Raw genomic sequence first — 15,701 nt, 5'->3', positions numbered from 1 at the left:
GGGGTCATCCCGCGACCTTGCCGAAGAAATCGAGCGCCTGGCGCAGTTCAAGATGCGTCGTTGCTGCATTCGTCAGCGATTGGCCGGCGGCGACGGCCGCCCAGGCCTGGCGGATGCTGGCGACACCGGCGGCCGGGCCGCCGGGATGGGCGAGGATGCCGCCGCCGGCCATGAACAGCAGGTCCGCATGTCCAATGGCGTCCCAGGTCGGCTGGGCGGTGCCGGCCCATTGGCCGGACGAGAAGGCCGGCAGAACCCGGTCGTCGATGCCTTCCTCGACGAGGCCTTGGCTCAGCGGCGTGACGCAATCCTTGGCCGAAGAGACGACCTCCGCGTCCTCCTGCGCGAACTTCCCCTGCAAGCCGTGCACATGCATGTGGTCGACGCCGGCAAGGCGCCAGAGGGTCTGATAGGCTTGGAAGGAAATGCCGAGCATCGGATGGCGCGAAAGCGCCCCGAATCCGTTGCGGTGGCCGTGCAAGGCGAGATCGGTCGAGCGCCGCAGCGTCTCGACGGCGGAAAAGCCGCACCAGTTCAGGCTCGCCATCACGCAGGTCCCGCCTTCGCGCGCCACCAGATCGGCGTGACGCTTCATGGCATCGGTCTCGTCGGTGATGTTGAAGGCGATCATCACTGCCTTGCCGGTGCGATCCTGATGACGCCGCACCGCCGCCATCACGGCCGGCACGCGCTGCGCGAGCGGCGCGTGCACCGGATCGGCGGAAATCTCGTCATCCTTGATGAAGTCGAGCCCAGCTTCGCAGAGCGTGGTGACCAGTGCTGCTGTTTCCTGCGGGCTCAGGCCGACATTGGGCTTGATGATCGAGCCGACCATCGGGCCTTCCGTCACGCCGGTCAGCGCGCGCGTTCCGGCGATGCCCTGGCGCGGCATCTGGAACCGGCTGCGGAATGCAGCGGGCAGGGTGATCGTGTCCAGTCGCAGGCCCGTGACCTCGCCGAGATCGTAAAGGTTGCCGGCGACGATCGAGGCCAGCGTCGCGAGGTTGGCGCCGACATTGTCGACGGGGAAGGAGATGGCGATGCGGGCCCGGCGCCATGGACCGGAGACGCCCTTCTTCGCCAGCCAAGCATTGGGCAGGCTGGGCGCGGCAACGGCCTCCAGTTCTTCGACGGCGGTCACGACCGCGCGTGTGCGGCTGCGCAACTCGTCGGTCTCGCCCGCGACGCGGGTGAAGGTGCCGCTCGATTGTTCGCCCGCCATGACCTCCGCCACCTTCGCCGGAGCGAGCGGGGTCTCGATCAGATAGGTGGCCTCGAAGCGGTCTGGGGTCATCTGTCTTCGTCCTGGCCGCGTGTGCGGCGTCATTCCCGGGCTCGTCCCGAGAATCTCATGACCGTAAGGCGCTGATGTCAAAAATGGTCGGGCCAAGCCCGACCATGACGCGCCTAGAACAAGATCACAGCTTGCTGAGATCCGGGAAGGGTCGCACCGGGTCGCTGCCGTCCCAGGTCTCGGACGCCTCGCGGATCAGGCGGAACATCTCGCCCTTGGGGCCGGCGACCTCGGACAGCTCGATCACGGTGCCGGGATGATAATGCGTATCGAAATAGACGAAGCGGCCGCGCTCGCCGACCTCGCCCGACATCACCGCCTTGAAGCCCTGCTTCGTCAGCCGCTCGAGATCGGCGTCATAGTCCGAGGTCCAGTAGGCGACGTGCTGCAGGCCGCTATGGCCGGCGTCGGTGAAGTCCTTGTACATCGACGGCACCGCGTTGCGGCACTGGATCAGCTCGATCTGGAGCGGGCCCGAATTGGCCAGCGCCACCGAATTATGCGGCTCGTAGGCTTCGCCCCTGTAGCGGTAGTTTTTGATCGGGACCCTCGGATTGTAGAAGAACGGCCCGACGCCGAGCACGCGGCTCCAGTAATCCATCGCCGCCTCGATGTCGGGGACGACATAGCCCGCCTGGCGGATCTGGCCGAAGAAGCGGCTCATGGGAATACCCTTGTGATGGTCGGTTGCTGGGAGGTCAGAATTTCAGGAAGCCGGTGGAGAACCACGGCACGGCGGCGACGACGAGCAGCCCCAGGAACAGCGCCAGCATGTAGCCGCCGATGTATTTCAGGCCCTCGTCGGGATTGACCTTGCTGATCGCGCAGGCGCCGTAATAGCCGACGCCGAAGGGCGGAGCGAAGAGGCCAATGCCCATCGCGAAGACCACGACCATGGCGTAGTGGACCTCGTGCACGCCGATCTGCTTGGCGATCGGGAACAGCAGCGGGCCGAACAGAACGATGGCCGGGATGCCTTCGAGCACGCTGCCGAGGATGACGAAGGCGACGATCGAGATCGCCAGGAAGCCCCAGGTGCCGCCGGGCACGGCCGCCATGGCGCGGGCGAGATCCTGCGAGAAGCCCGATTGCGTCAGGCCCCAGGCCATGGCCGTGGCGCAGCCGACGATGAAGATGATCGCGCCGGTCAGCGAGGCGGTGTCGGCCAGCATCCGAGGCAGGCGGCGCCAGTCGAACTGACGGTAGAGCAAGAGGCCCGCCAGCACGGAATAGGCGATGCCGATGGTCGAGACCTCGGTCGCCGTGGCGATACCCTCGACGACGGCGGCCCGGATGACGAAGGGCAGGGCGATGGCCGGCAGCGCGATCAGGCTGAGCTTGCCGATATCGCGCCAGGACTGCCTGATGACATGGCCAAGATCTTCGCCGCGATTGCGCCACCAGATGACGAAGCAGAGCGCGATGCCGAGCACGAGTGCCGGCACCATGCCGCCGGTGAACAGCGCCGCGATCGAGACGCCCGTGACCGAGCCGATGGTGATCAGCACGATCGAGGGAGGGATCGTTTCGGTCTGCGCGCCGGTGGCCGCAAGCAGGGCGACGAGATCGCCCGGCTTGGCGCCGCGCTTCTTCATCTCGGGAAACAGCACCGGGGCGATGGCGGCCATGTCGGCGATCTTCGAGCCGGAAATGCCCGAGACCAGATACATCGCGCCGACCAGCACATAGGACAGGCCGCCGCGGACATGGCCGAGCAGCGAGGCGAGGAACTGGATCATCGCCTTGGCCATGCCGGTCATCTCGATCAGCGCGCCGAGGAAGATGAACAGCGGCACGGCGAGCAGGATGAGATGGCTCATGCCCTCGTCGAGCCGGCCGACCATCACGATCATCGGCGTCGTCGTCGTGCAGGCGAGATAGCCGAAGGTCGCGAGCGCGAAGGAAAACGCGATCGGCACCCCGGAGAAGACGTTGAGTGCGACGACGCCGACGAAGAAGACGATCAGGTTGAGCTTGCCGAGCGGCTTGAGCGCGGGGCCTGCGAGCCAGAACAGCAGGACGAGCGCCGCTGTGATGCCGATGGCGAGCAGGACGGGCTTGAGCGAGCCGAAGCGCAGCAGCCGGAAGCTCGCGGCCAGCAGCATCAGTCCCATGCCGACGGGAATCGCCGCCGCGCGCCAGGCATTGGTGATCTCGAGCGCCGGGGTGACGATGAAGCTCTCTTCCTCGGCATATTCGAAGGCGTGCGGCAGGATGAGCAGCAGGAAGGCGATGGCGGCGGTGATCGCCAGCGCCTCCAGCAGGGCGCGCGTGGCCGGCGAGACGCGGCTGACGAGGCCGGTCATGCGCATGTGCTCGCCACGCCGGAGCGCGACGACCGCCCCCAGCATCGAGAGCCAGAGGAACAGGATCGAGGCCAGTTCGTCCGACCAGACCAGCGGGGCGTGGAAGACGTAGCGAGCGGTGACGCCCGCCGCGAGGATGCAGATTTCGACGAGCACGAGCGCCGCCGCAATGGCCTCGACGCCGGTGCCGACGACGTGGTCGAGACGGTTCGCCATCCGGCCGATCCCGGTTGTCGGAACCGGCGGGGTGGCATCCAGTGTCGCGGTGTGGGCGTCCATGGCTACGGCGCTTTCTCGTGATGGGTCTTTGCGCCGTGTAGGCTCGAAAGGCCGCTCAGGCGAGCTTGCCGACCGCCCCTTCGAGCAGGCCCCAGGCCTCGGCGCCAAAACGCTCCTGCCACTCCTTGTAGAAACCGGCGTCGCGGAGCTTGGCGCGGAAGGTCTCGGGGTTGGTCTTGTTGAAGGCGAGCCCCTTGGACTGCAGGTCGGCCTGGACGGTCTCGTTCAGCGCCTTGATGTCGCCGCGCTGCTTGACGCCGGCGTCGTTGATGGCGTCGCCGACGATCTTCTGGATGTCGGCCGGCAGGCCGCGCCAGGCGCGGCCGTTGGCGATGAACCAGAAGCCGTCCCAGATGTGGTTCGAGATGGCGCAGTTCTTCTGCACCTCGAACAGCTTGGCGACCTGGATGATCGGCAGCGGATTCTCCTGCGCGTCGACGACCCGGGTCTGCAGCGCGGAATAGACTTCCGAGAACTGCAGGCTGGCCGGGGCGGCGTCGAGCGCCTTGAACATCGAGATCGAGAGCGGGCTGACCGGCACGCGGATCTTGAGGCCGGCCATGTCCTTGGCCTGCTCGATCGGCTTGCCCGAGGTCGTCATCTGGCGGAAGCCGTTGTCCCACATCTTTTCGAAGGCGAAGAGGTTCACCTTGGAGATCGCCTCGCGGACATGGGCGCCGAGCTTGCCGTCCATCGCCTTCCAGACCTGATCGTAATCGGCGAAGGCAAAGCCCACGGCGTTGATCGCGGCGACCGGCACCAGCGTCGCGATGACCAGCGCCGAGGGGGTGAAGAAGGTGATGCCGCCATTGCGGACCTGGCTCAGCATGTCGGTGTCGCCGCCGAGCTGGTTGTTCGGGAAGATCTTGATCTCGACCCGGCCGTTGCTTTCCTTGGCGACGCGCTCGGCCGCCTCCTGGGCGCGCACGTTGAGCGGGTGGCTGAGTGGCAGGTTGTTGCCGTATTTCAGCTCGAACTCGGCCGCGCGGGCGATATGCGGCATGCCGATCAGCGAAATGGCAGGCGTGGCGGCAAGGGTGCGCAGCACCGTGCGGCGGGTTAGAACGGTCATCTCTACCTCCCTGGATCGCTATGCGATCTGATTGATTGTGGTGTTCTTCCCTTGACGATAGGAAGCAGGCATGATGGGCGTCAAACTCATTTATTGATGGTTTTCGATTGATGCTGGACAAGCCTGAGAGCCGCCCCGCCCGCCGCCGCTCGACACGGATCGACGATGTCGCCGAGCGCGCCGGCGTCTCAACCGCAACCGTGGACCGCGTGCTGAACGGGCGGCCCGGTGTGCGCGCGGTCACGGTCCAGCGCGTGCTGAAGGCGGCCAGCGAGATCGGCTATGTGATCGACGACACGCAGCCTGCAAGCGCGCTTCGGCCCCTGCGTCTGGCCTTCCTGCTGCCGGCGGGCGGAAACCGCTTTCTCGGCATGCTGGGGCGGTTGATCGGCGGCTCGCAGGCGCAGCTCGCCTCGTTCAACATGCGGGCGCGGGTCGACACCATCGAAAGCTTCAAGCCGGAGCTCCTCGCGCAGCACCTCAAGAAGGCCGGGCGGGATATCGACGGCATCGCCTTCATGGCGCTGGAACATCCAACGGTGCGCGAGGCCGTGGACTGGCTTGCCGAGCGGGGCGTGCCGGCGGTGACCCTGATCTCCGACATCGCGAACACGAAACGCGTCGCCTATGTCGGGCTCGACAATCGTTCGGCGGGGCGTACGGCCGGCTATCTGCTGGCGCGGTTCATCGGTCCGAAGCCCGCCAAGGTCGCGATGATCGCCGGCAGCCTGAGCTACCGCGCCCATGAAGAGCGCGAGATGGGTTTCCTGCATCTGTTCGAGGACCTGTTTCCGGCGATCCAGGTGGTGGGCCTGCGCGAAGGTCATGACGAGGAAGCGCGGAACTACCGCCAGACCAAGACGCTGCTGGCGCAGCATCCCGACCTCGCCGGCATCTATAATATCGGCGGCGGTCCGGAAGGCATCGCGCGGGCGCTGAAGGAGGCCGGGCGCCAGCACGACGTCGTCTTCGTCGGCCATGGCCTGACGCCCGATACGCGCAGCCTGCTGGTCGAGGGCGCGATGGATGCGGTGATCACCCAGAACCCCCAGGCCGCGATGATGGATTGCGTCTCGATCTTCGCCAATCTGCGCGCTGGCCGACCCGCATCGCAAGGGGTCGAGCGACCGCGAACGGAGATCGTGCTGCGGGAAAACCTGCCCTGACGGCCGCCTGTCCACGACGACAGCCGCGCCGCCAAACCACGGCTGTGCCCGGGAGGATGAACCCATGCCGTTCGTCTTGGTCTATCTTCTCGCGGTCATTCTCCTGATGTGGTTCCCCGCACTCGCATTGTGACTGCCCAAAGCAGTGCAGTCGTTCGATGCGGCCATCAGGTGCTCGATCGCCGCCGGATTGGACGGGTCAAGCTGCGCGCCGCTTCATCATCGCGAACATGTGCTGTGCTCAGCCCGCGTCAAAGCCGTAAAGACGGGCCGGATTGTCGACGAGGATCGCCCGCCGGCGGCTCTCGTCGGGCACCCATGCCGCCAGCAACGCGATCAGTGCGGCTTCGCTTGGCGGCGAAGCGAACCATGGGTGAGGCCAGTTGCTCGCCCAGACCATGCGCTCGGGAGCGGCATCGGCTAAAGCGCGCGCCAGGACGCTGACATCGGCATAATCGGGCGGACCCGAGCGGGAAACTTCGTAGGGCGCCGACAATTTCACCCAGACATCGCCGCGCTCCAGCAGACTGAGCAGGCTGACGAAACCCGTATGCGAGACCGGCACCGGCTCCAGAAATTTGCCGATATGGTCGATCACGATGGGGCAGGGCAGCCCGGCCAGCAGTTCCGCATGCTCCGCCAGCAAACGGCCGTCGCATTGGACCTGGACATGCCAGCCCAGATCGGCAGCGAGCCGCGACAATCGCGGCAATGCCTCCCGGCCGAGCAGGCCGCCGGGCAGCAGATGGAAGCGAATGCCGCAGACGCCTTGCGCGTCGAGTTCGACGAGGAGCTCGCGCGGCGCATCGGGCGCCACCACCGCGACGCCTCGCGCCGTGCTTTTCCCGAGCGCGGCGAGCGCCTCCAGCATGCAGCGATTATCGCTGCCATAGCCGTTGGCCTGGACAAGGATGACACGCTCGAGCCCGGTCGCGTGCTGGACAGCGCGATACGCCGCCAGAGTGGCATCAGGCGTCTCCCGAGGCGGGCGGCCCGGCAAGGGGTGAGCGGGATCGAAGATGTGGACATGGCAGTCGCAGGCGCCGCGCGGCACGAGACTATGCATCATGAAGCCCTCTTCAGCAGGCGCTCGAACCTTGCGCCATGGTCCGCGTTGACGGTGCCGGGCGGGAGACGGCCCTGCACCAGCGCCGCGACCTGCTCGACCGTGTCGAAGGCCTGATGCTGGGTCGCCTGCGGCGTCAGCCCGCCGATATGCGGCGTCGCGATCACGTCGGGTCTCCCGGCCAGCAGGGGTGACGGCATCTGGTCCGGCGCTCGGCCGACATCGAGCGCTGCGCCGCGCAGATGGCCGCTGTCGAGCGCCGCAATCAGGCTCGCCTCGTCGACAAGTTCGCCGCGGGCCAGGTTGATGAAGAAGCTGCCTTTGCGCATCGCGGCAAAAGTCTGCGCGTTCATCAGGTTTTCGGTGACGGGCGTGGCCGGTGCGAGGCAGATCACGAAATCGGAGTGGCCCAGCAGCTCGGTCATGCCGACCTGCTCGACGCCCGGCTGCGCGATCGGTGCGGGATCGCTGGCGAGTACGCGCATACCCAGCGCAGCGGAAACGATCCCGACACGCCGGCCGATTGCGCCGAAACCGATGATGCCGACGGTCGCTGTCGATAATTGCACGCCCATCTCGATCGCGGGCGACACGCCTGCCCGGTAGGACGCGGCAGCACGACCAACCCCGCGCGACAGGTCGACCATGAAGCCGACGGCGAGTTCGGCGACGGCGTCGACGAAGCCCGCTGTCGCGCGGGTGACGAGAACGCCGGCACGGCTCGCCGCAGGCACATCGACGGAGCGGATGTCCATCGCGCAGCGCAGGAAGGCGACGAGATCCGGCAACGCCTCGAACAGCGCCGCCTCACCGGCTGTCTGGCGGTCGGAGATGATGATGTCGCAGCCTTTGGCCTGCGCGATCAGGGCGGCGGTGTCGAGCGGCGTCTCGCTCTGGTAGAGCCGGACCTCGGCCAATTCGCGCAGGCCCGCGAGCGCCGCCTCGCCGTAATAGTTCGCGCGCATATGCGGAGTGTGCGTCAGGAATACGCGCATCGTCATATCTGCTGCTGTACCCGCGCTTGCGCGGCGCCGTGGTCGCGAGGGGCTGCGGATGTCGAACCGCGGATGAGAAGTTCGGGGGCGAAGCGGAATTCGCCCAGCGGCGTGCCGGGCACTTCGAGCCGAGTGACGATGCGGTTCACCATCGTCTGGGCCATGGCGGTCAGCGGGGTGCGAATCGTGGTAAGGGCCGGTGCGATATAGGCGCCCAGCGTCAGGGCGTCGAAGCCGACGACCGACATGTCGTCAGGCGCGGCGAGACCGGCCTCGCGCAACCCCGCGATCAACCCGATCGCCATCATGTCGTTGATCGTGACTGCGGCCGTCGGCTTGGCCGGATGCTGGATGATCTCGCCAGCCAGCGCCTGACCAAGCTCGGCCATCTCCGCGTCGGAATAGATCGAGGCCGTCGCGCCTTCGATGATGACGGTCTCGACGCCGTGCTTTGCGGCGGCGTCGAGAAAGCCCTGACGCTTGGCGGCGCGGCTGAAGGTCCAGCCGGAGGGCGTGACGAAGGCGATGGTACGATGCCCGAGCGCGATCAGGTGCTCGGTGGCAAGATCGGCGGCGGCGGCGTTGTCGACCGAGACATAGTCGAGGATCGGCAGCGCGCCGCGCTTGGCATGGCTGTCATAGCTGACCACGACCATGCCGCGCGCGATCGGCTCCTCGAAATGGCGTTCATCGGCCAGCGAGGAGACCACGATCGCACCCCTCGCGCCATGCGACCAGAGATCGTCGAGGAAGGCACGCTCCTGCTCCGGGTCGCGATAGGTGTTGGCGACGATGACGCGATAGCCATAGGTCGCGCGCGCCGCGGCCTCGATCTCGCGCGCCAGCATGCCGTAGCTCGGATTGGCCAGCGAGGGCACGAGCAGGCCGAAGAGTTCGGCCTGCCCCGTCTTGAGCTGGCGTGCCGCGCGGTTGGGCTGGAAGCCGAGCTCCGCCATGGCCCGCTCGACGCGCGACAGGGTATCTTTCTTCATCCGGTCGGCGCGCCCGTTCAGCACGTTCGACACGGTCGTGATCGAAACTCCGGCCAGCCTTGCGACGTCGATGATGGTCGACACGATCTCTCTTGAACTCAATTCAGGCCGAGGCGCGTCGGCAGCCACAGCGATAGCGACGGGAACAGGATCAGCAGGATAAGGCCAAGCACCAGCACCGCCAGATATTTCGCCATCGGGCGCGCGACATCTTCCATCCTGGTACCTGTCATGGCGCAGGTCGCAAAGAGGCCGAGCCCGACTGGCGGCGCGAACAGGCCGAGCCCCATTGCGATCACCATGATCGTGCCGAAATGCAGCGGGTTGACCCCGAGCTGCAGGGCGATCGGCGTCAGCAGCGGCCCGAAGATGATCAGCGCCGGCGCGCCTTCGAGCACGGCGCCGAAGAACACCATCAATACGGCCGCCAGCGCGATGAACATCACGCTGCCATAGGCCTGCCCGAACGCGACCAGCGAATGCGACAGCGCGGCGGGAATCTGCTCGATGGTCAGGGCAAAGGCGAAGTTCGAGGCGGCGGCGACGATGAACAGGATGCCGCCCGCCATCGAGGCCGACTGCACGAACAGCGCGACGACGGAGCGCAGCGTCAATTCGCGGAAGGCGAGCCCGCCGATGACGATCGCATAGACCACGGCGAAGGCCGAGATCTCGGTCGAGGTCGCGACGCCGGAGGTCACGCCGCGTCCGATCATGAAGACCATCACGAGCGCGATCAGCGAACCGCCGATGAGCTGCGCCAGGGTCCGCCCGCTGGTCACATCCGAGGGGTCGATCCTGTTGCCGAACCAGATCGCCACGGCCGCGAGGCAGAGCGCCAGCACGCCGGCCGGGACGAGGCCGGCCATGAACAGCCCCCCGACGGATATGTTCGCGACGAAGGCGAAGATGATCATGTTGACGCAGGGCGGGATGGTTTCGGACATCACCGCCGTGCAGGCGAGCAGCCCCGCTGCCTCGTTGGGGTCCTGCTTGGTCTTGCGCACGGCCGGCATGATGATCCCGCTGACCGCTGCGATATCGGCGAGTTTCGAGCCGGAGATGCCGGAAAACAGCGCGGTCGCGACGATGCTGATCAGGTTGAGGCCGCCCTTCAGCCGCCCCATCATGCGCAGCAGCAGTTCGATCAGCCGCACGGACATGCCATTGGCCTCCATCGCCAGCCCCGCGACGACGAAGAACGGGATCGCGAGCAGCACGAAATGGTCGGCGCCCGACGCCATCTGCTGGGCATAGATCACCAGCGGCAGCGAGGGATCGTTGAGGAAGTAGATCAGTGCCGCGAAGGCCAGTGCAAAGGCGATCGGCACGCCGATCACGACGCTGCCGACGAAGGACAGCATCAGGAGCCAGAGCGGCGTCAACGCCAGCCCCGGCATCAGCAGATGGTTCCAGGCATAGACCGCCGCGACGATGGCGAGCCCCGCAGCAAGCGTGCCCCAGACCAGGCGGGGCGGCCCCTCCAAGGCATTCGCGACGCCGAAGATCGCGATGAACAGGCTGCCCGCGACCACGGGCCAGAGATAGATCGCCTGCGGCAGGCCCAGTGGCGTGGTCTGGTCACTGGTCTCGATCGTCAGGCCGACCGAGGTGAAGCACAAGGCCAGCGCCACAGTGACGATGACCCAGCAGCACATCTGCACCAGAGCCGGCCGCCAATGCACGGGCAGCAGCCCGCGCACGACGTCGACGCCGGCATGCCGCCCCCGGCCGAGCACCGTGCCGGCACCGAAGAAGACCAGCAGCACCATGATGGCGCGCGCGATCTCCTCGGCCCATTCCAGCGGCTCGTGCAGCGCATAGCGGAAGATCACCGAGACGAAGACCACGAGCACGTTGACAGCCAGCGCGAAGGCGGCAAGCGCCTCCATGATGTGGAGCATTCCGCGCAAGGTCCGGCCGGTCGAGCCGAAGCCGGGGTAGAGCATGGGCGCGACGCCCGCATTTGAAGCATGCATTGATTGTGACCGCGAGCAGGAGGGCCTGCAGCCGGCGCCGCGCGCGGCGGCCGGCTGCCCGAGTGCAGTGTCAGACCTCAGCCGCGTGCCTTGGCGACCATGTCGAACAGCGCCTTGGTCGGCGGATACTGCTTGGCGAAGTCGGCATAGAGCTTCTCCGACATCGGCTGCAGGATGGCGGCCCGCTCTTCCTTCGGCATCGGCGTGAAGGAGATGCCCAGCCCCTTCAATTCCTGGATCGCGCCGGCGCCCCTCGACGCGGCCTCGGCGCGTTGGAACGTCGTCGCCTCCTGCGCGCAGGCGAGGAAGGCGGCCTTGACCTCGGCGGGGACCTTGCTCATGCCGCGCTTGCCGATCACGGCGACCATCGGGCTGAACAGATGGTCGGTCTGGTAGCAATGCTTGGTGACTTCGTAGAGCCGGTTGGCGATGACGCTGGCGGCGTCATGCTCGAAGCCGTCGACTACGCCGGTCTGCAGCGCGGTGTAAAGCTCGTTGAACGGGATCGGCACCGGCACGGCGCCCATGATCTTGAAGGTTTCGATGAAGGCCGGCGCCGGCAGCACCCGCAGCTTGACGCCCTTCAGATCTGCCAGGCTCTTCACATTGGCCTTGGTGTAGACGTTGCGGGCGCCGAAATGGAAACCCCAGCCCAGCACCTCGGCGCCGCGACGCTCGAGCAGCAATTTGCCCAGCGCATCGCCGAGCCCGGCATCGATCGCCTTCACGGCATGGTCCTGGCTGTCGAAGACATAGCCGAGATCGAGCATGCCCCATTCGGCCACCGAGGTCGCCCAGATCGACGAGCCGGTGATCATGATGTCGGTCGAGCCGAGCACGACCTGCTGCACCACATCGGCCTCGCGGCCGAGCTGGCTGTTGGCGAAATAGTCGAGCTTCACCTTGTCGCCGACACGCTCCTTCACCAGCGCCTGGAAGCGTTCGAACCAGACAAAATGGGCCGCGTTCCTGTCGGCCGGCATCGACGACGAGACGCGAAAGGCGACGGGGGCCTGGGCCCGCAGGATCGAGGGGCTGGCGATAGCCGTGGCGACGCCGCCGACGGCGCCACCCAACAGGGCGCGGCGTGAAATGATCATGGACGTTCCTTCCCGAATTTTATCAGCGACCGTCTTTGATGCGGCTAGTGAAACCTTACACTAAAACGTTACACTGATGTCAAGCGCGCCGGTGCCGGTGACCTACGGCGGAAGATGGGTTCAGGGACTTGCGTCCGGATTCGTCGAAATTGAACCGGCTGTGCTGACGGCGGGCAGTGTGACGACGATGCGCCAAGCCTTGCCATGCGGGCGGGTTCGAGAATCCGCCGGCTTATTCGTCTGTCGGTGGTCAGCCAGGGCCGGCGTCCGGCGCGGAGCGTCCAGGACGTCCGTGCCCGCCGGCGGTCATCGATCCGGCATGGACTCCGAGATGACGCTCAGAGATGTCCGCTCGTCTCCGGCTGAAAGCGCGGGCTGCCGTACGGATAGTAGTCCGTCAGCGTGAGATTGGCGTAGGGCAGCGCTTCGAGATGCACCGTGCCCATGAACGGCTGCGGCGGCTCGACCAGGAGGATCGTCGGCGCAAAGCCACTGTCGTCGAAGCCTCGGCGGAAATGGGCGCGAGACTTGATCGCGATCACGTCGAACTCCTCGGGCTTGAGGCCGAGCTGCCAGAGTTCCGATGGCTCGATGATCTGGACCAGATAGGGGCTGAGCACCAGCACATTGCCGCTGCCGAAGTTGACGCAAATCCACTCGTTGCCTTGGCCGCGTGCGGTCGTGGCCGCACCGATATCGCGGATCGTGCCGACGATGCGCACGGCCTCCCCGGCCGATTCATCGAACAGCCCGCCGACCTCAGCGTCGAACGCATCGCCCGGCCGCGCCCCGGCCGCCGACACGGCACGGATGGCGTCGGGCGAGGCGATGGTGGCGATCAGGGTGCGTTCGAGCTTCTGCGCGACGATCTCCTGCAGCAGCCAGGTGGCGTAGCCCGAGCGATCGCTGTAGTCGGCGAGCAGGACCGGCGACGCGCCGGCCTCCACCGCCTCACGTGCCAGCGCGACGCCCTGCTGCATCGGGTGGATCCTGACGGTGTTGAGGAGCGCCTCGCGCCGCCGCCAGATCCACTCGGCCATGTCGCGGATCACGCGCTCGGCCAGTTCCGGGTCGTCATGGGTCAGGACCTGCAATCCCATCCCGGCATCGGGAACGTCCGACCAGGGAAAGCCAAAGAAGACATTGACGAAGACATCCGGCTCGCGCGCCTCCCAGATCAGTGCGCGCTGGATCAGGTCGGACCAGGGCGAGGCGCCGGTCCACATCACGACCGTCGGAGCGATGATCGGAATCCGCAGCGTCCGATGCACGGGCCGAAAGCTGCCGCGGATCGCCCTGACCAGCATGCGCGCCGCGCGCTCGCCCTGCAGGTGCATGTCGTAATGGGGGAAGTACTTGACGCAGAAGGCCATGTCGGCCTGCTGGAGAAAGGCCTCGTCCTCGTTGCCATGCGGATCGAAGGTCGACGAGATGAAGACGTTGCTGCCCACGATCTCGCGGACGCGCCGCGCGATGTCGGCCTCGGGGCGCGGCACGCCGCGCACCGCCAGCGCGCCGTGAAGCGCCAGATAGACGCCGTCGAGCCTTGGCTGCGCCCTCAGTTCCGCGATCATGATGCCGAGGAAGTGCTCGTAGGCATCCTGCGTGATCCAGCCGGACCCCGTGCCGGTGAGCGGCCAAAGCGGAGAGGTGATGCCGATCAACTCGACATCGTCATATTCGCGCGCGACCTGAACGAAGCCGCCCATATAGCCCTTCGGGTCGGTCGCGAGCAGGGCCTCGCCGCTGGCAGGCGAACCCGGATAGATGAAGTCCCGCCGCGTGGTGTCGTTGGGCAGGAAGGTCACCGTCTCATGAGCGAACTGAAGGACGGCGATACGGATCGTCTGGCTCATTACGCTCGCTTCACATCGTAGAACTGCGAGAAGCCGATGCGCATGCCGGTCAAGCCGCGATAGGCCGTCTTCTCGTAATAGGCACCGAGCGGGATATAGGGCACGTCGACGAAGAACTGCTTCTGGATTTCGGCACAGATCGCCTTCTGCGCGGCGATGTCCTTGGCCGAGAACCAGTCGAGGCGCAGCTCTTCCAGGCGCGGCGATTTCGGCCAGCCGAACCAGGCCTGATCGCCATTGCCGCGGATACCGAGCTGGCTTGCGGGATCGAAATTGTTGGTGCCGTTCAGATAGGTGAAGAAGATGTTCCAGCCGCCCTTGTCGTTGGGCTGCTTGCTCGCGCGACGCTGGACGACGGTGCCCCAGTCGGTCGAGACGAGATCCACGTTCATCCCGCATTTCTGCAGCGCATCCGCCGCGACCATCGCCAGCGCATGCGTCGAGGGGTAATCGGTCGGATCGAGCAGCACGATGCGCTCGCCCTTGTAGCCGGCTGCCGCGAGCTCTCGCTTCACCGCCGCGAAATCGCGCTTGCCGACCAGAACCTCGGTTCCGGCCATCGTCGCCAGCGGTGTGTCCGGGCTGAACACGCCGACATGGTCTTTCCACAGCGAGCGTTCGTCGCCGGCGACCGCAGTCATGAACTCGATCTGGTCGATGGCGCCGAGCAGAGCACGCCGGATCGCGGGATTGTCGAAGGGGGGGTGGAGGCTGTTGAAGCGAAGGCAGCCGATGCCGCCGGCGGGATCGAGCCCTTCGACCTTCAGTCCCGCCTTGGCCTTCAGGATACCCTGCAGATCCGGTGTCGGGCTCTGCCACCAGTCGACCTCGCCGGCACTGAGCGCGTTGGCCGCCGTCGAAGGGTCGGGCATGATGCGCCATTCGATACGGTCGAAGAAAACGTTCTTGGGGCCGGCGGTAAAGGTCGCGGAGCCATCCGGCCGCGGAACATAGCCCGCGAACTTCTCATAGACCGTCAATGCGCCGGGCACCCGCTCGTCGGTCTTGAAGCGGAACGGACCCGAGCCGACCATCTCCGTCACCTGCTTGTTGGGATCGGTGACAGCCAGACGTTCCGGCATGATGCAGGGCATCGAGGTTCCGGTCTTGCCGAGCGCCGCCGGCAGCAGCGGGAAGGGCCGCTTCAGGCGGAATTTCACGACACGGTCGGATTCGGCCGACAATTCGTCCGTCGCATCCATCAGCGCGCGGCCGAAGGCATCGCGGGCGGAAAAGCGACGAATGCTCGGCACGACATCCTGCGCCCGCACCGGCTCGCCATCGTGGAAACGCAGGCCCTCGCGCAGCGTCAGCCGCCAGGTCTTGCTGTCATCCTCAATGGTATGGCCGGCCACCATCTGCGGCTCGAAGCCATAGTCGGCGTTTTGTCCGTAGAGCGTATCGAAGACGAGATAGCCATGATTGCGGGTCACCGTCGCCGTCGTCCAGACCGGATCGACGATCGCGACATCCGCCTCGGGAACGAATTTCAGGACCTTTGCGGGCTGCGCGAGGCTGGGCCTGGCGATCGCGGATGCGGCGGCGCCAGCCGCAACGCCCAGAAATGTACGACGCTTCATGCCTTGAGACCTTCCG

General features: G+C 66.3%; 12 protein-coding genes. 1 reads left to right on the top strand and 11 read right to left on the bottom strand.

Annotated features, from left to right (window positions below):
* Positions 1-4: 4 nt before the first annotated feature.
* The 4 genes from C8D03_RS06630 to C8D03_RS06615 all read right to left on the bottom strand — a co-directional run bounded on the left by C8D03_RS06630 (position 5) and on the right by C8D03_RS06615 (position 4,951).
* Positions 5-1,294, bottom strand: a complete 1,290-nt coding sequence (locus C8D03_RS06630; RefSeq protein ID WP_108045555.1) for a ribulose-bisphosphate carboxylase large subunit family protein — start codon at positions 1,292-1,294, stop codon at positions 5-7.
* 124 nt (positions 1,295-1,418) lie between these two features.
* Complete coding sequence (locus tag C8D03_RS06625) at positions 1,419-1,958, bottom strand: VOC family protein (RefSeq protein WP_108045554.1); 540 nt, start codon at positions 1,956-1,958, stop codon at positions 1,419-1,421.
* Positions 1,959-1,992: 34 nt separating this feature from the next.
* Positions 1,993-3,816, bottom strand: a complete 1,824-nt coding sequence (locus tag C8D03_RS06620; protein WP_248308652.1) for a TRAP transporter large permease — start codon at positions 3,814-3,816, stop codon at positions 1,993-1,995.
* A 118-nt stretch (positions 3,817-3,934) separates the two neighbouring features.
* Complete coding sequence (locus C8D03_RS06615; protein ID WP_108045552.1) at positions 3,935-4,951, bottom strand: TRAP transporter substrate-binding protein; 1,017 nt, start codon at positions 4,949-4,951, stop codon at positions 3,935-3,937.
* Between the two features lie 110 nt (positions 4,952-5,061).
* On the opposite strand from C8D03_RS06615, the gene C8D03_RS06610 reads away from it, so the two are divergent.
* Positions 5,062-6,117: a LacI family DNA-binding transcriptional regulator gene (locus C8D03_RS06610; protein ID WP_108045551.1), complete on the top strand. Its 1,056-nt coding sequence runs from the start codon at positions 5,062-5,064 to the stop codon at positions 6,115-6,117.
* Between the two features lie 241 nt (positions 6,118-6,358).
* On the opposite strand, the gene C8D03_RS06605 is transcribed toward C8D03_RS06610, so the two are convergent.
* The 7 genes from C8D03_RS06605 to C8D03_RS06575 all read right to left on the bottom strand — a co-directional run bounded on the left by C8D03_RS06605 (position 6,359) and on the right by C8D03_RS06575 (position 15,685).
* Positions 6,359-7,186 (bottom strand): amidohydrolase family protein, encoded by an 828-nt coding sequence (locus C8D03_RS06605; RefSeq protein ID WP_108045550.1) that lies wholly within the window; start codon positions 7,184-7,186, stop codon positions 6,359-6,361.
* Positions 7,183-8,184, bottom strand: a complete 1,002-nt coding sequence (locus C8D03_RS06600; RefSeq protein WP_248308376.1) for an NAD(P)-dependent oxidoreductase — start codon at positions 8,182-8,184, stop codon at positions 7,183-7,185. The genes C8D03_RS06605 and C8D03_RS06600 overlap by 4 nt, the downstream gene beginning before the upstream one ends.
* A complete protein-coding gene (locus tag C8D03_RS06595; protein ID WP_108045548.1) occupies positions 8,181-9,254 on the bottom strand; it encodes a LacI family DNA-binding transcriptional regulator in 1,074 nt (357 codons plus the stop codon). The genes C8D03_RS06600 and C8D03_RS06595 overlap by 4 nt, the downstream gene beginning before the upstream one ends.
* Positions 9,255-9,268: 14 nt before the next feature.
* Entirely contained in the window at positions 9,269-11,119 is a 1,851-nt protein-coding gene (locus C8D03_RS06590) for a TRAP transporter large permease (RefSeq protein ID WP_210203898.1), read from the bottom strand.
* 107 nt (positions 11,120-11,226) lie between these two features.
* Complete coding sequence (locus C8D03_RS06585) at positions 11,227-12,249, bottom strand: TRAP transporter substrate-binding protein (RefSeq protein ID WP_108045546.1); 1,023 nt, start codon at positions 12,247-12,249, stop codon at positions 11,227-11,229.
* A 338-nt stretch (positions 12,250-12,587) separates the two neighbouring features.
* Positions 12,588-14,105 (bottom strand): M81 family metallopeptidase, encoded by a 1,518-nt coding sequence (locus tag C8D03_RS06580; protein WP_248308375.1) that lies wholly within the window; start codon positions 14,103-14,105, stop codon positions 12,588-12,590.
* A complete protein-coding gene (locus C8D03_RS06575) occupies positions 14,105-15,685 on the bottom strand; it encodes an ABC transporter substrate-binding protein (protein ID WP_108045545.1) in 1,581 nt (526 codons plus the stop codon). The genes C8D03_RS06580 and C8D03_RS06575 overlap by 1 nt, the downstream gene beginning before the upstream one ends.
* Positions 15,686-15,701: the final 16 nt, after the last annotated feature.

The sequence above is a fragment of the Bosea sp. 124 genome (assembly GCF_003046175.1).
In the GTDB taxonomy this organism is placed as follows: domain Bacteria; phylum Pseudomonadota; class Alphaproteobacteria; order Rhizobiales; family Beijerinckiaceae; genus Allobosea.
The sequence above is the reverse complement of the archived record's forward strand: the minus strand, read 5'-3'. Positions and strand labels throughout refer to the sequence as shown.

What these genes read in the sequence shown, in the direction of transcription:
- C8D03_RS06575 (WP_108045545.1), bottom strand. Translation starts at nt 15,685, where the DNA reads ATGAAGCGTCGTACATTTCTGGGCGTTGCGGCTGGCGCCGCCGCATCC.
- C8D03_RS06585 (WP_108045546.1), bottom strand. Translation starts at nt 12,249, where the DNA reads ATGATCATTTCACGCCGCGCCCTGTTGGGTGGCGCCGTCGGCGGCGTC.
- C8D03_RS06600 (WP_248308376.1), bottom strand. Translation starts at nt 8,184, where the DNA reads ATGACGATGCGCGTATTCCTGACGCACACTCCGCATATGCGCGCGAAC.
- C8D03_RS06620 (WP_248308652.1), bottom strand. Translation starts at nt 3,816, where the DNA reads ATGGCGAACCGTCTCGACCACGTCGTCGGCACCGGCGTCGAGGCCATT.
- C8D03_RS06590 (WP_210203898.1), bottom strand. Translation starts at nt 11,119, where the DNA reads ATGCTCTACCCCGGCTTCGGCTCGACCGGCCGGACCTTGCGCGGAATG.
- C8D03_RS06605 (WP_108045550.1), bottom strand. Translation starts at nt 7,186, where the DNA reads ATGATGCATAGTCTCGTGCCGCGCGGCGCCTGCGACTGCCATGTCCAC.
- C8D03_RS06625 (WP_108045554.1), bottom strand. Translation starts at nt 1,958, where the DNA reads ATGAGCCGCTTCTTCGGCCAGATCCGCCAGGCGGGCTATGTCGTCCCC.
- C8D03_RS06630 (WP_108045555.1), bottom strand. Translation starts at nt 1,294, where the DNA reads ATGACCCCAGACCGCTTCGAGGCCACCTATCTGATCGAGACCCCGCTC.
- C8D03_RS06615 (WP_108045552.1), bottom strand. Translation starts at nt 4,951, where the DNA reads ATGACCGTTCTAACCCGCCGCACGGTGCTGCGCACCCTTGCCGCCACG.
- C8D03_RS06580 (WP_248308375.1), bottom strand. Translation starts at nt 14,105, where the DNA reads ATGAGCCAGACGATCCGTATCGCCGTCCTTCAGTTCGCTCATGAGACG.
- C8D03_RS06610 (WP_108045551.1), top strand. Translation starts at nt 5,062, where the DNA reads ATGCTGGACAAGCCTGAGAGCCGCCCCGCCCGCCGCCGCTCGACACGG.